At 45.7% G+C, this 15,451-nt stretch carries 13 protein-coding genes and 1 riboswitch; all 13 genes read left to right on the forward strand.

What is annotated here, in order from left to right:
• The first annotated feature begins 22 nt into the window (after positions 1-22).
• The 13 genes from galU to CA600_RS16925 all read left to right on the forward strand — a co-directional run bounded on the left by galU (position 23) and on the right by CA600_RS16925 (position 15,275).
• Positions 23-913: a UTP--glucose-1-phosphate uridylyltransferase GalU gene (gene galU, locus CA600_RS16860; protein WP_036676615.1), complete on the forward strand. Its 891-nt coding sequence runs from the start codon at positions 23-25 to the stop codon at positions 911-913.
• Positions 914-943: 30 nt separating this feature from the next.
• A complete protein-coding gene (locus tag CA600_RS16865; RefSeq protein WP_042124430.1) occupies positions 944-1,636 on the forward strand; it encodes a sugar transferase in 693 nt (230 codons plus the stop codon).
• Positions 1,637-1,661: 25 nt separating this feature from the next.
• A complete protein-coding gene (locus CA600_RS16870) occupies positions 1,662-2,597 on the forward strand; it encodes a glycosyltransferase (protein WP_094871551.1) in 936 nt (311 codons plus the stop codon).
• 9 nt (positions 2,598-2,606) lie between these two features.
• Positions 2,607-3,953: an O-antigen ligase family protein gene (locus CA600_RS16875; RefSeq protein ID WP_094871552.1), complete on the forward strand. Its 1,347-nt coding sequence runs from the start codon at positions 2,607-2,609 to the stop codon at positions 3,951-3,953.
• Positions 3,950-4,723: a WecB/TagA/CpsF family glycosyltransferase gene (locus tag CA600_RS16880; RefSeq protein ID WP_042124436.1), complete on the forward strand. Its 774-nt coding sequence runs from the start codon at positions 3,950-3,952 to the stop codon at positions 4,721-4,723. The genes CA600_RS16875 and CA600_RS16880 overlap by 4 nt, the downstream gene beginning before the upstream one ends.
• Entirely contained in the window at positions 4,720-6,198 is a 1,479-nt protein-coding gene (locus CA600_RS16885) for an O-antigen ligase family protein (protein WP_094871554.1), read from the forward strand. Before CA600_RS16880 ends, CA600_RS16885 begins: the two co-directional genes overlap by 4 nt.
• Positions 6,164-7,549, forward strand: a complete 1,386-nt coding sequence (locus tag CA600_RS16890; RefSeq protein ID WP_094871555.1) for an oligosaccharide flippase family protein — start codon at positions 6,164-6,166, stop codon at positions 7,547-7,549. The genes CA600_RS16885 and CA600_RS16890 overlap by 35 nt, the downstream gene beginning before the upstream one ends.
• A 26-nt stretch (positions 7,550-7,575) precedes the next feature.
• Complete coding sequence (locus CA600_RS16895; RefSeq protein ID WP_094871557.1) at positions 7,576-8,433, forward strand: glycosyltransferase family 2 protein; 858 nt, start codon at positions 7,576-7,578, stop codon at positions 8,431-8,433.
• The gene (locus tag CA600_RS16900) at positions 8,420-9,607 is read left to right on the forward strand and encodes a glycosyltransferase family 4 protein (protein WP_094871559.1); all 1,188 of its coding nucleotides are present in this window, start codon (positions 8,420-8,422) and stop codon (positions 9,605-9,607) included. The genes CA600_RS16895 and CA600_RS16900 overlap by 14 nt, the downstream gene beginning before the upstream one ends.
• Positions 9,607-10,746, forward strand: coding sequence for a glycosyltransferase family 4 protein (locus tag CA600_RS16905; protein ID WP_094871560.1), 1,140 nt, complete (start codon positions 9,607-9,609; stop codon positions 10,744-10,746). The genes CA600_RS16900 and CA600_RS16905 overlap by 1 nt, the downstream gene beginning before the upstream one ends.
• Before the next feature lie 61 nt (positions 10,747-10,807).
• Entirely contained in the window at positions 10,808-11,908 is a 1,101-nt protein-coding gene (locus tag CA600_RS16910; RefSeq protein ID WP_094871562.1) for a glycosyltransferase, read from the forward strand.
• A gap of 4 nt (positions 11,909-11,912) precedes the next feature.
• Positions 11,913-13,253: a UDP-glucose dehydrogenase family protein gene (locus CA600_RS16915; protein ID WP_094871563.1), complete on the forward strand. Its 1,341-nt coding sequence runs from the start codon at positions 11,913-11,915 to the stop codon at positions 13,251-13,253.
• Between the two features lie 648 nt (positions 13,254-13,901).
• Positions 13,902-15,275 carry a sugar phosphate nucleotidyltransferase gene (locus tag CA600_RS16925; protein WP_060625067.1) on the forward strand — a complete coding sequence of 458 codons (1,374 nt, stop codon included), beginning with the start codon at positions 13,902-13,904 and terminating at the stop codon, positions 15,273-15,275.
• A 136-nt stretch (positions 15,276-15,411) separates the two neighbouring features.
• Positions 15,412-15,451, forward strand: a riboswitch (cyclic di-GMP riboswitch). This riboswitch is flagged as partial in the annotation.

Genomic DNA, 15,451 nt, shown 5'->3' on the forward strand with positions numbered 1-15,451 from the left:
AACTTTTAGGAGGTAAAGTGCGATGAAAAAAGTGAAAAAAGTAATCATACCCGCGGCAGGACTAGGTACTCGCTTTCTTCCTGCAACGAAAGCCATGCCTAAAGAAATGCTTCCGATTATCAATAAACCAACCATTCAATACATTGTTGAGGAAGCTATTGCTTCCGGTATTGAAGATATCATCATTGTTACTGGTAAAGGTAAAAGAGCCATTGAGGATCATTTTGACAATGCGTTTGAGCTGGAGTCTAGACTTCTGGAAGATGGAAAGCTGGATCTGCTTAAAGAGGTTCAACGTTCAGCCAAGGTAGAAATCCACTATATTCGCCAGAAAGAACCAAAGGGTCTGGGGCATGCCGTATGGTGTGCAAGACGGTTTATCGGTGATGAGCCATTCGGTGTCATGTTAGGCGATGATATCGTCACAGGAGCCGTACCTTGCCTTAAGCAGCTGATCGATCAATATGAAGAAACACAAAACTCGGTGATTGGAGTTCAAGAGATTCCTGATGAATTCACGAATCGTTACGGTATTATTGAACCGGATTTGCAGGACGGTAAATTGTATCGGGTTAACAATTTTGTAGAGAAGCCGCCACTAGGTACGGCACCATCCAATCTGGCAATCATGGGACGTTATGTGTTTACTCCGAAGATCTTTAAGTATCTCGATCTGATGGAAGAAGGTGCTGGCGGAGAGATCCAATTGACAGATGCCATTCAGAAGCTGAATCAGAGCGAACGGGTATATGCCTATAATTTTGACGGAACAAGATATGATGTCGGTGAGCGGCTTGGATATATTTTAACAACACTTGAATTTGCACTGCAGAGCGAAGATTTACGCTATCCGGTGATGGATGCAATGTCGGAATGGCTGAATAAAATGGGACAAACCAGCTTGAGTAGTTAAGTTGAGTTCGCAAAATTTTAGATGAGGAGGATGAGCATGCAAAAACTGCCGGAAGACTACGAGGCGGTCCTGCCGAAACTTTACATGCTGCATACCGATGAGAGAAGGAAAGAAGCGGAGTCCTATTTGATAATGAAACGGATGATCGATATCTTTTTTTCCGCTCTTGGTCTTCTCGTGTTAATGCCATTATTTGTTGTCGTGGCAATTCTGATCAAGCTGGAGGATCCGAAAGGAAAGGTGTTCTTTCGGCAAAACCGGGTTGGGAAGAATGAAAAGCAGTTCCCGATGTATAAGTTCAGATCCATGGTTAGTAACGCTGAAGAGTTAAAAGAAAACCTGATGGCTTATAACGAAGTGAGCGGTGCCATGTTCAAGATTAAGAACGATCCGCGGATCACACAGATAGGGAGATTCCTGCGCAAGACGAGCATCGATGAGCTGCCTCAGCTGTGGAATGTGCTAATAGGTCAAATGAGTCTGGTCGGTCCTCGTCCTCCGCTGCCAGAAGAGGTGGCTCAGTATACGGAATATGACAAACAGCGTTTGACGGTTACACCAGGTTGTACCGGATATTGGCAAGTGAATGCCCGAAACAGTGTCGGTTTCGACGAAATGGTACAGCTGGATTTAACCTACATCCATATTCGGAGCACCATGCTGGATCTAAAAATCATTGCTAAAACCGGACTGATGTTACTCGGTTCAAAAGATGCTTATTAATAATGTGGAAATTAGGTGAATGCCGATGCGTGAATACGGAGACGTTCCTAAGCTTTCCATTATCATCTGTACCTACAACAGAGCACCTTTATTGATCAAGACGCTTCAGTCACTTTTAAAGCTGGATCACTTAGAACAGGCGGAGATCATTGTTGTGGATAACTGTTCCAAGGATGATACAGAAGCGTGCGTCAAAAAGTTTATAGGAAAGCATGGAGCTGATGTGGATATCCGCTACATGATGGAGCCTATGCAGGGGCTTTCAGCGGCTAGAAATACAGGGATTCTGGCCTCCAAATCACCGCTGATTGCCTTTCTCGATGATGATGCGATACCTTGCCAGCGATGGATTACAACGATTGTCAGTACTTTCGAGAGTAAACCGGAGGTCATGGCTATGGGAGGCAAAATCGCGCCTATATTCGAAAGTAAACGTCCGGACTGGTTGATTAAACCCTTTGAGCTTCCGTACACCATTGTTGATTTAGGTAACCGGATTAAGGAATATCCCAAGCAGCTTCATCCTTGTGGGGCCAATATGGCGATGCGGAAGCTCGTATTCGACATCAGTCTTTTTCCCCTAGATCTGGGAAGAAAGGGTGATTCTCTACTCTCAGGTGAAGAGACCTGGTTATTCGGACAGATTCAAAAAGAGGGACATTCCATCCTCTATCATCCGGAAATGGCGGTTGACCATTTCGTTCCGGCAGCTCGGTTGACGGAAGACTGGATTATGAGGCGCTATTATAGCCAAGGTATCTCTAACGCTATGAAAAGCGAAGGGTTAAAAGGCAAGCTAATTCTAGTGGGAAAGACAGCTGCTAAGCTCGTGTATATCCTGGCTGATTCTATTCTCTCAAGAAGCAAAGGAAGAAGGCTTTTGAACAAATGCAGGCTGGAGAGTATTCGTGGAACGCTTCATATGATTCTTAATCGGGAGAGGCATTCCGCAGCGGGGTGAGGGATTAACATGACTAATTTTGAGTGGGGCTCCAAATTAAATGTTTTGCCATACGGGATGCTCTATCTCATGTCGGCCCTGTTCTTTGGAACGGCGGTCATCTACCAGCCGATGATTGCGATAGCTGCCGTGCTTCTGATTATATTGCTGGGAATCTCGATTTCACGGCCTGAACTGATCAGTTATTTCGTTCTCATCACGACGGCAATATCGATTAACTTTTTATATGATGGCAGCATGTTCGGAATGGAGATATTGTCACTTTATAAATTGGTAATCGTGATGCTGCTTGTTCCTTGTATTCTGGTCAATGGTTTGCGGTTTCGTCTGAGTCACCCCCTGTGGGCAATGGTAGCACTGCTGGTGATTACCTTTGGATCTTCGATCTGGCTGCCGGAAATGACCTCATCCATTGCAGTTAAAGCTTTTATCGGTCTATCAATTCCATTCGTATTTTTACTTATCAACTGGAAAAAGGATGTAGCCGAGCTGCAAATCAAGATTATCTGTATGCTTCCCTTTGTTAGTGTAGTGGTTGGTTTGTTGCTGCAGCTTGCGCATGTTCATAATTTTCTCAACATCGAGTATACAGGCGCTGTACGGATTCAGGGAGCTAATATTCCTTCGCATCTAGCGATGCTGGCCTTTATGGGAGTCGCGATTCCATTTATAGAGGTGAAGCGGAATCCGCAGCATGCACGCTTTTTCTATATCATGTTAGTTCTAAATTTCTTTATCTTGATTGGAACAGGAACAAGAGGACCTATATTGGCACTTGGACTTACCGTACTCTATTACTTCTATGATATTCTTCGCCAATATTTGAAGGGCAGAACCTATCTGCTAATTCCGTTAATGGGTGCATTTTTCCTGATTATGGTCGCCGTCTTCTGGCAGCTCGATAATTTTGAGAAACGTTCCTTTGAGAGACAGACAGATACGGCTGTTGATTTATCAGGAAGGTCAGAGGCATGGGAGTATTTCTTAAACAAGGCTGCGGACTCTCCTTGGTCTGGTAGAGGGCTTGGAGCAGTGACGGTAGCAAATGATGGATCATTGTATAAGGGTTTTGTAGTTCCGCATAACGAGTATATCCGCTTTTACTTCGATGGGGGATATATTGGCGCTATTCTGTTGATGTTCTCTTTATTGGCTGTATTTATTCTGGTGTACAGAGCATTGGCTCCGCCGATCAAACCTTATTATCTGTTATTTATTGCAGCGTTTTTAATCTACTCATTCTCCGATAACACGCTGTCGACGGTCCAATTTATTATTCCGTTCTGTTGGTACCTGAACTGCCTGTATCGATCTTCACAGCCAACCGATTCCCCACAAAAAGAAGTGATACGATGAATCAAGTGAATATGTTCGATGTCAATTTTGATAACTATGATTTTATGGATTTGCTTGATTACATTGATAAAACCATTCAGGAGAGGAATCAGTCATATATCCTCACTTGCAATGTAGATCATGTGATCAAGCTTCGTAAGGATAAAGAATTTCAAACGGTATATTCGAAGGCAGGCGCAGTTGTTGCTGATGGAATGCCACTGATCTGGGCATCCAAAATGCTAGGCAAGCCGCTTAAGCAGAAGGTATCCGGTGCGGATCTATTTAATCGATTGGGCAACGCCTTTGAGCAAAGGAAGTACCGGCTGTTCTTCTTAGGCTCAGCTGAAGGCGTGGCGGAACGGGCAGCGATGAATTTGAAAACAGCGCATCCCGGAATAAATGTAGTTGGCTGTTATTCTCCATCCTATGGATTCGAGCACAATGAGGAAGAGAATGAACGCATTATAGAAATGCTGACAGAGTGCCAGCCAGATATCGTGTTTGTTGGTGTAGGAGCTCCTAAGCAAGAAAAGTGGATTTACCGCCACTATACCTCTTATCAAGCTCCGATATCGATCGGAGTGGGAGCGACCTTTGATTTTCTGTCAGGCTCAGTGAAACGAGCGCCTAGCTTCATGCAAAAAACAGGGTTCGAATGGTTCTGGCGGCTTAGCCAGGAGCCGGGCCGGCTCTGGAAAAGGTATCTTGTGGACGATGCACAATTTCTACTTTTATTACTTAAGGAACTGCGTAAGCGGGATAAGGTGAAGGAAGGAGGCTTGGAATGAGTGTATTTACGCCCCCATCACTTAGGTTTATCAAGACAGCTGGAGTACTAGGGGGAGTTGCGGCTATAGGTGTCTCTCTTCCGCTGATCATCGGCTTCTCCAGTGCGATGCTGAGTTCATCGAACAGTCTGCAGGGAGCCATTCTCTCAGCTATCCTATTTCCAGCTTTCTTGCTAGCCATACTTAGACCGAAAATGCTGGTTGCTTATACCTTGTTAATCTGGGCTGTCGCTCCAGAGCTGCGCCGCATTGCTGACTGGTCAGAAGGAGTCTATCACTCTGTATCACTGCTAAGTTTAGCCCCCTTGTTAACCGGCGTAACCTTAATTATTCCGCTGCTGAGGGAGATTCACAATATTCAAAAAGCCTCTACGCGGATCATGCTGCTGTTCGCAGTTGCGCTAGGTTATGGAGCTTTAATTGGCTTGGCCAAGAATGGCATGGGCTCAGTTTATGACTTAGCGAATTATATTGTGCCCCTGCTGCTATTGCCGTACTTTGCCGTTACAAAGTTCAAGCCGAAGGATATCGACCGGCTGCTTACCGCTTTTGCCAATATTGCGGTCCTGGTTGCCATTTATGGGATTGTTCAGTATTTGACAGTGCCACCTTGGGATGTGTTCTGGATGAAACATGCGGATATGATGTCCATCGGAAATCCATATCCATTGGAAATCCGAGTGTTCTCTACGCTGAATTCGCCCGGACCAGCTGCGACATTCTTAGCGTTTGCTTTAGTTCCGATGATACTGGAGAAAAAATGGCGGGGAACATTGCGCTGGATCGGCGTTCTGCTAGTTGTAATCTGCCTGCTGACTACTTTAGTACGAGCGGCATGGCTGATTCTACTGGTGATGCTGCTCATGTACATTGGAACCTCTCCCTCTAAGGGAAAGTGGAAAACCTTGATCCAATTAGTTTTTGTGGCTGCGGCGTTGTTCTGGGTTGTGCCGAAATTGCCTGGCGCCGAAGGACTGGTTGCTCGGGTAGAGACGCTTTCTTCTGTTCAGGAAGATCACTCTTATAATGAACGGCTAAGCTTATGGCAAAACATGCTGCCGATGGTCGCCGCCAATCCAGTAGGTCAGGGAATTGGCAGTGTCGGCCAAGGGACTAAGCTTGGCAACGGCGGCGAGCTTGGAGAATACGGAATTATGGATAACGGAGTTATCGCTTTACTGCTTACCTTTGGTGTTCTGGGTGCTGTTTTCTTCTTCGGAGCTTTAGGCGCAGTTGTCAAACAGATATTTGCTAGAGTAATCAGCAAGGACAAATTGCAGCCATACGCCCGACTTGCGTTAGCTACTTGGACTGGTGCGATTGTCAGTCTGGTTTCAGATAATGGGTTTCCCGGACTCAAGGGATACTTAATCTGGATGCTGATCGGTCTTGGCCTCAGCGCAAGGGAGATTACTCAAAGTAGAAGGAAGGGAACACCGTATGCAGCAGTTGAATGCAAAATCTCTCCCCACTAGAACAATCTGGTCATCCTTTAGACTGTTCGCCAAAAGTAAGGACAACAGCTCGGCAGCCGTAAAAACTATGTTTGTCAGTGTAATGATCTTACTGATTAACATGTTAACGGGTGTACTGACTGCCCGTTATCTTGGACCGGCAGGACGTGGGGAACAGACGGCAATGATTAACTGGTCACAGTTTCTGGCGTTCAGCATGAGCTTTGGTATTCCGTCAGCTCTGATCTATAACGCTAAGAAAAATCCGGAGGATGCCGGAGTGCTTTATCGAATGGCCTTGCTGCTCGGTATTATTTTCGGGGTCATAGCCATGATTATAGGTATCGTGGTCTTGCCCTATTGGCTGAAATCCTTCAGTCCGGAGGTTGTGAGCTTTGCCCAGTGGTCAATGATTCTGTGTCCAATTATAGTAATCTCTCAAATTAACAATGCAGCCTTTCAATTCAGAGGAGAATACAAGAGGTTTAATTGGATTCGTTATCTAGTCCCGTTGCTTACACTGACGATAATCGGAATATTGATCGCACTGGATCAGATGAATCCTTTTACAACTGCAGTAGCCTATCTCCTTCCAGGAGCCCCGGTGTTTATTGGAATGATGATTTCCTTGCTGCGCACCTATAAGGTGAAGATGAAAGGAGCCTTTCAGAATTTAAAAAGATTGTTCACTTATGGGCTAGGTTCTTACGGCAATGATTTGCTTGGTAATTTCTCTTACTATATCGATCAGATTGTGATTGCCGGCCTGTTAAGACCTGCTGATTTGGGGCTGTATGTAGTGGCAGTGAGTCTGTCACGGATGGTTAATTTTTTCTCAAGCTCGATTACCATCGTACTCTTTCCCAAGGCTTCTGAGTTGTCAAAAGAACAGGCGGTAGAGCTAACATTCAAAGCCTTTCGAATTAGCACGACCTTCACCATGCTTGGCGGAGTAGTCCTGATGCTCTTAGCCCCTTTAGTGATTCCGCTGATGTACGGCAAAGATTTCAACGCGGCATTAACTGTGTTTCGCTTATTGCTTCTTGAAGTGACCATTAGCGGAGGGACGATCATTCTGGCGCAGGCCTTTATGGCGCTAGGCAAGCCAAAAGTTGTTTCGATGCTTCAAGGTTTCGGCTTACTCTTGGTTATCCCGATGTTGTTCCTGCTCATCCCTAAATTTGGCTTGCTCGGAGCAGGGATAGCGATGTTGTCATCAGCAATCCTGCGATTCTTCTTCATTGTTCTCAATATAAAGTACACCTTAAAAGTTAAACTTCCCCGGCTGCTCATTACCCGGGAGGACATTCAGTGGATGAAGACGACGATGAATTCTTACATTCGCAAGAAACCTATGGATATGAATGGATAATGCGAAAGATAAAGGAGGAAACCTTCATGGATTCAGTAAAAAGCGTGGTAGGCGGCCAAGGCAATTATCCAATATCGGCTGTCATCATCGCTCAGGATGACGAAGTTCGAATATCTAAGGCCATACAATCCTGCAGGTTATTCGCCGACGAGGTGGTTGTGATTGACGGAGGCAGCAAAGACGGGACAGTACAGCTTTCTGAAAGCTTGAATTGTCGTGTGTACGTCAACCCTTGGCCCGGATATGCGAAACAGAGGGAGTTCGGAGTAGAACGCGCGGTTCATGATTGGGTCTTCCTTATTGATACTGACGAAGTGGTCAGCGACGAATTGGCCGCAAGTATTCTTGAACTGAAACCGGGGCTTATGGATCAATCGGTTGCCTATTCTATCTACAGGATCGGTGATTTTATGGGCCGATGGCTGGATCGTGGCGAATATCTAGTGCGACTTTACAACCGCAAAGCGTATGGAATTCGAAATAGCTTGGTGCACGAGATGCCCGAGGTCTCTGAAGAGCGAACCATACGTTTGACAGGAACCCTCTGGCATTATGGTTACCGCAGTATTAACGATCATGTGGCACGTTTCAATAAGTACACTGACTTGGAAGCTGAAAGTGCGTATGCCAAGGGCAAACGATTTCGGGTCAGTCATCTGCTGTTAAGGCCACCAGCCCGTTTCCTGCAAAAGTATTTCTTACACGGGTTGTTCAAGAAGGGAATGTCAGGTTTCGGTGTATCCGTATTCTGGGTCATGTATGAATTCATGGTCGGCTTCAAGCATTACGAATTAATTAGATCGGGAAAGCTGACTCTGCACAATGCGAAGACGAGTCAGACCGAAAAAGAGAATAAAGGAGAGAGAAGCTATGCCGTACAGTGACGGATTGAACATTATGACGACAGGCCTTAGCTGGCCGTCGCTACAGCCGGGTGGGCTTAACACGTATTTCAAATCCGTTTGCGAGCAGCTCTCCTCACGTAATCGGGTGCATGCGCTGATTTGTAGTCAAGAAACGCCTGCTACCCCTGAGGAATTGATTATTCACAATGCAGGAGATCCAAAAGATGGGATCTGGAAACGTAAGGATGCCTTCCAGCGTAAGGCGGCCGATCTGATGGGGGAGGGCAGTGGCCGTATAGATATTTTATACACTCACTTTGCTCCTTATGGTATTGGTCCAGCCCTGGAAGCAAAGAAACGCGGGATTCCTGTAGTGATGACTTTTCATGGCCCATGGAATGAAGAAATGAAAATCGAAGGCCAAGGCATTAAGCACCGGGTCAAAACAACCATCGCCAAATCCATTGAACATAGAGCCTATAAACTAGCGGATAAATTCATCGTGCTTAGTGAGACGTTCCGCGATATTCTCCATAAGCTTCACGGAGTGCCACTACACAAAATTATAGTGATTCCAGGAGCAGCTAATGTGGAACGTTTTATTCCCGCTACGAATCGCTTGGCGATTCGTCGAACCTTGAATTTACCTGAGGGAGCAACAACCGTATTGACTGTCCGGCGGTTGGTCAATCGGATGGGACTACTCCAGCTGCTCGAAGCCTGGAAGCAAGTTGCGGAGCGTTTCCCGAATGCGATTCTGCTGATTGGTGGTAAAGGGCCGCTGCGAGGGGAATTGGAAGAAAAGATCGCCGACTATGGCTTAAGCAACAAGGTAAGACTGCTAGGCTACATTCCCGATCATGAACTAGCCTCTTATTATCAGGCAGCGGACCTGTTCGTGGTTCCCTCACAGGCATTGGAGGGCTTTGGTTTAATTACTGTTGAAGCCTTATCTTCAGGATTGCCAGTGATGGCTACGCCGATTGGCGGCAATAGGGAAATTTTGCAAGGCTTCCGGCCGGAATTGCTATTTAAGAGCTCAAGTAGTGATCACATGGCCGAAGGCATGATCCATATGCTTAGCAATCGAAAGCTGCTTCCGAGCCGGGATGAATGTAGAGAGCATGTACTGAAGAGATATACCTGGGAGCAAGTTACGGATCAAATAGAATCTGTGTTCCTGCAAGCTTTAGGAGAGGAGGTGACCACGTAATGCTTAGAGTGGCCTATATAGATCACACTGCTAAATGGAGTGGTGGAGAAGTTGCCCTGTTTAACATCCTTACTCATATTGGAGAACAGATTGATCCACTTGTAATCCTGGCTGAGGATGGTGCACTGGCTGAACGGCTGCGTGAAAAGGGGATGGATGTCCGTATTATTCCGCTGGATGAGAGCATCAGAAGTCGTGGTAGAAATGCCGTCAACTTGGGAGCACCTGCTGCAGCCTTTAAGCTATTGGCTTATGGTCGAAAGCTTGCGCCGCTCTTAAAAGCGGAGAAGGTAGATTGCGTGCACACCAATTCTCTGAAATCTGCATTATACGGGGCCATCGCTGCAAAAATAGCGGGCGTTCCATTGATATGGCACATCCGGGATCATATTGGTGCCCCTTATTTAAAGCCGATCGTTGCCAAAGGAATTCGTTTGCTGTCGCGTCTGCTCCCCAATGGAGTCATTGCGAATTCACATTCTACGCTGAATGCTTTGGAGCTGCCACGTTCGAAAAAAACGCTGGTCGTATACTCTGCTTTCGCTAAAGCGATTGGTAATGGGATCGGCATACGGGACCAGAAAGCTTTTAACGTATTGCTAGTTGGCCGATTAGCGCATTGGAAAGGTCAGCATATTGTGCTGGAAGCCGCAAAAAGCTTTAAGAACGAACCTCGTGTAAAGTTCTGGCTAGCCGGAGACGCGCTGTTTGGAGAAGAGGCTTATAAGCAGGAATTGCTTCAAAAGATAAAAAACGACGAGCTTACGAATGTAAGCATGCTAGGGCATGTAGATGATATTCAAGGCCTTATGAATACTGCTGATTTACTGATTCACACTTCGGTAACTCCTGAGCCTTTTGGCCAAGTTATCGTTGAAGGAATGGCAGCGGGATTACCGGTGATCGCCTCCAATGAAGGCGGGCCGGTAGAAATTGTAGTTCAAGGTGAGACGGGACTACTGATAGAGCCTGGTGACGCGGTGATACTGGCAGACTCCATTAAATGGATGCTAGATCACCCAGAGGAAAGACGGCGGATGGCGGACAATGGGATGAAACGAGTGAAAGAGCATTTTGTTATCGAGAATACGGTCAAGGACATCGTTGACTACTATAAAGGTTTGTTGGCGGGCACCTGACAGATGAGATGACGCGGTAATTCTGAAGATGATGCTCCATAAAACTTTGAGGATGATTCACATGAAAATTGCGATAGCGCACGATTACTTAATCCAAATGGGCGGCGCGGAAAGAGTGGTGGAAGTCTTTCATCACATGTATCCCGAGGCTCCAATCTACACAACGGTTTTTAACGGAAGCCGCCTTACTGACAATCTCAAAGATGCGGATATCCGTGCCTCCTGGCTGCAAAAGATTCCGGGGGTAAAGACCAATTTTAAAGGGGTGCTGCCACTTTATCCAATGGCCATCCGTGATTTGGACTTTCGCGGTTTCGATATCGTCCTGAGTTCCAGCAGTGCTTTTATGAAAAGTATTGAAGTTCCTAAACACACGTTTCATCTTTGTTACTGCCATACGCCTATGCGCTTCGCATGGGATTATGACACCTACATGGAACGTCAGTCGAATTCCGGGCTATTCAAAAAAATGCTTAAGGTATACATGCAGCAGCTCAAAACGTGGGACCAGCGGACTTCCAAAAATGTGAATCAGTTCGTAGCCAATTCTTCAGTTGTGAAGACGAGGATTCAGAATTATTATCACCGGGATGCCGATGTCATATTTCCACCGATTAATACTGCCCGGTTTACAAGCTCTTCTACCATTGGTGACTATTATTTAATAGTATCTCGGCTTGTTTCCTACAAGCGGATTGATCTGGCAGTGGAGGCTTTTAACCGCAACGGTCTTAAGCTTTATATCGTAGGGGATGGACCGGATCGCAAGCGTCTCGAAGGCATGGCTAAGGATAATGTATCGTTTCTGGGCCGGCTAGAAGATGAGCAAGTGACTGGAATGATGGCACAGTGTCGGGCATTTATTTTTCCAGGAGAAGAGGACTTTGGAATTACACCGCTGGAAGCGAACGCGGCCGGAAGACCAGTAATCGCTTATCAAGCAGGCGGGGCACTAGATACTATTATTCCTTATGTAAATGGTGTGTTCTTTCAGCATCAAGAAGTGGAGGATCTGCTTAAGGCTATTTATGAGGTAGAGTCCTACGCTTGGGATATTGATCAAATTATGGAGCATGCACGTAAATTCGATGAGCAGGCGTTCATGGTTAAGTTCAAGCAGTATGTTGAGCAGGCCTACGTCAATTTTCTAAAAGGAGGATGATTGTATGAAGCTGACAGTAATCGGGACTGGGTATGTGGGTCTTGTATCTGGCGTATGCTTTGCACTGAGCGGACATCATGTTATCTGTGTGGATAAGGACGAGGAAAAGATTAAGAAGCTGAAACAGATGGAATCGCCCATTTATGAGCCGGGAATTGAGGAAATGATTGAACTGAATCTTCGAGAGGAACGGTTATCTTTTTCTGCGGATCTTCAGGACTCGGTGCGGCGTTCAGATATCATCATTCTTGCTGTAGGTACGCCATCGCTGCCTAATGGTGAAGCAGACTTAACCTACATTGAGGGTGCAGCTGCTGAAATCGCTAAAGCGATGGAGGGGTACAAAATTATAATGACTAAATCTACAGTACCCGTAGGGACAAATGAAAAAATCTCCCAAATGCTCTCTAAGTATACCCATCATTCTTTTGATATCGTGTCAGCACCTGAGTTTTTACGTGAAGGGTCAGCGATTCGCGATACCCTCCATCCCGATAGAATTGTTATTGGCCTTGATAATCCAGAGCTGGAACAAACCATGCGCGAGCTTCATAAGGGTTTCACAGAAAATGTATTTGTAACAGATATACGCAGTGCTGAAATGATCAAATATGCTTCGAATGCATTTTTGGCCACAAAGATCTCCTTTATTAATGAGATCGCCAATATTTGTGAAAAAGTGGGAGCTGATGTAACCGAGGTAGCTGAAGGAATGGGTATGGACCAAAGAATCGGGTCATCCTTCCTGCAGGCTGGTATCGGTTATGGAGGCTCCTGTTTCCCGAAAGACACTAATGCGCTCATTCAAATCGCGGGCAACGTCGATTACGAATTCAAATTATTGAAATCTGTAGTCGAAGTGAACAAGGGACAACGGTTTATGATCATCTCCAAGCTGCATGAATCACTTGGCAGCCTGCACGGTTCGACGATTGGGATATGGGGGCTTGCCTTTAAGCCTAATACTGATGATGTCCGCGAAGCTCCAGCCAGAGAGATTGTTGAGGCACTGGTGGCTGAAGGGGCAACAGTCAAACTATATGATCCAATCGCAGCTCCTAATTTCAGGCAGCAATATGATCATCCACAGCTTCGCTGGTGCCATCTGCCAGAGGAAGCGGCCGAGGGCAGCGATGCCGTATGTCTTTTGACCGATTGGAGCCTGCTCAAGGACATTGATCTGCATCAGCTGGCGAAAAGCATGCGTAATGGGGTGCTGATCGATGGGCGGAATGTGTATTCCAAGGAGCAAATCGAGGGTACCGGCCTCGTTTATCATTCTGTCGGCCGCCCGCAGATGGGTGGATTGAGCGGTTATTCTGCTAGTGTGGCTGGAGCGGTTTAATCTAAGTTATATAGATTTAACTTGTGATTTTTCTATTTAGGGATGAGGCGTGACTCCATAGAATGTTTGGACTTCCGGCCGCTGTTGTCTGCAGATTTCCTGATTTTAACCGCTAATAGCGGTAGAAATCCGCAGACAAAGGCGGACGCTATCGCTCCTCCAGTTCCAAAATTCTCCTCCGCCACTTCGTTCCCTTATCTTAAGTTTCTAAGCAATTTATAAAGTTAGGTACTCTGATTGTTTATCGCAGTAGCAGATAACCTTGTTGTTGTAGTAGTACTTGCGTTGGCTGCTGCCTCCATAGGAGCAGAAGCAAATCTTTAGAAAAACGTGCTGCCTTCCGGCTGGTACAGCCCGGTGCAGTACGGTTCAAGCATTTAGAGGAAGTTGGTTAGGTAAAGAACGGAAAGGGAATTTGGAACTGTAGAAACGGAGTGTTCGCCTTTATCCTCGGATTTCTACCGCTGGCGGCGGTTCAAATCAGGAAATCTGAGGATAACAGCGATCGGAAGTCCAAAATCCCTTGGAGTGGTTCATACCTAATAAATTTTTTTAATGCATCCGCTCGAAATAAGGCTAAGCGGAAGCTGACGTTTTGATAACAATTCAATTATGCTCGATTTCCATAATTCAAGGAGGGTTCATTCTATGAAAATGGTACTTCTATCAGGCGGCTCAGGTAAACGGTTATGGCCGTTGTCCAACGACTCACGTTCAAAGCAATTTCTAAAGGTACTTGAAAGCCCTCAAGGTGAACCGGAATCCATGGTACAACGTGTCTGGAGACAGCTGGAGGAAGCAGGGATGGCAGAATCATCTTATCTGGCCACCGGCCGCGGTCAAGTAGAAATGATACAAAGCCAACTGGGAAGTCATGTGCCGATTATCGTTGAACCGGAGCGTAGGGATACTTTTCCGGCCATCGCCTTAACAGCTACCTATCTTTATTCGGTTGCAGGTGTTTCTCCAGCGGAGACGATAGCCATTTTGCCTGTTGATCCTTATGTAGAAGCATCCTTTTTCGATACCATAGCTATGCTTGAGGGGACCATGCTGGAAAGCGGAGCAAATCTGGCACTAATGGGTGTTGTTCCTGAACATGCCTCAGAGAAATACGGATATATCATTCCTACCACTGAAGAGGCGGGGGGGAATGGTTTTATGAAGGTGAGTCACTTTCAAGAGAAACCAGACCGCATACAAGCAGAACAGCTCATCGAACAAAATGCATTGTGGAATTGCGGAGTGTTTGCCTTCCGTTTAGGCTACTTGTTAGATATTTTGCAGCGTAAAGGGTTGCCTTTAGGATATGAAGAATTGCAGAAGCAGTATAAGCTATTGTCTTCCATCAGCTTTGATTATGAAGTGGTGGAGAAAGAAGAACATATTGTGGTGCAGCCTTATGATGGATTCTGGAAGGATCTTGGAACTTGGAATACGCTGACAGAGGAAATGAGCAGCAAGCATGTAGGAAAAGGTTTTGTGACGGCGGATTCTGAGGGGACTTGCTTGATTAATGAGTTGGATATTCCGATTACGGTAATTGGTGCGAAGGATCTGATCATCGCGGCTAGCCCGGATGGTATTCTGGTTACCCATAAAGCGGAGAGCCCACGGATTAAAGAAGTGCTGAAGACCTTTGAACAGAGACCGATGTATGAGGAACGCCGCTGGGGTCATTACAAAGTTATTGATTATGTGAAATACGACGAGGGTAATGAAGTGCTGACCAAACGGATTTTTATATCCGAGGGGAATAATATCAGCTATCAATTACATCGCAAGCGTAGTGAAATTTGGACAATCGTCAGCGGCGAAGCAAGTATTGTGCTGAATGAGAAGAAACATAATGTGAAGGCTGGGGACGTAGTACGTATCCCGGAAGGAACGAAGCACGCGATCCTTGCTTTGACGGATGTTGAGTTTATAGAGGTACAGACGGGTTCTGAGTTAGTAGAAGAAGATAATATTCGTATTACTTTAGACTGGAATGATATAGAACTACAACAATTCATTTCATAGGTCTAACCTATCTATTTAACCAATCTGAAATTTCTTTAAACAGGTAAATTGACTCAATTATCAAAAAAAGTCATAAAAACACTAAATATATCATTAATTGTCGTCGATACTTACGGTAAGAGAGATTATTTCTCTTAAATTGAAAAGGCAAACCTATCGAAAGGTAGGGACGCAAA

It is taken from the genome of Paenibacillus sp. VTT E-133280, assembly GCF_002264385.1.
GTDB lineage: Bacteria > Bacillota > Bacilli > Paenibacillales > Paenibacillaceae > Paenibacillus_AQ > Paenibacillus_AQ nitricinens.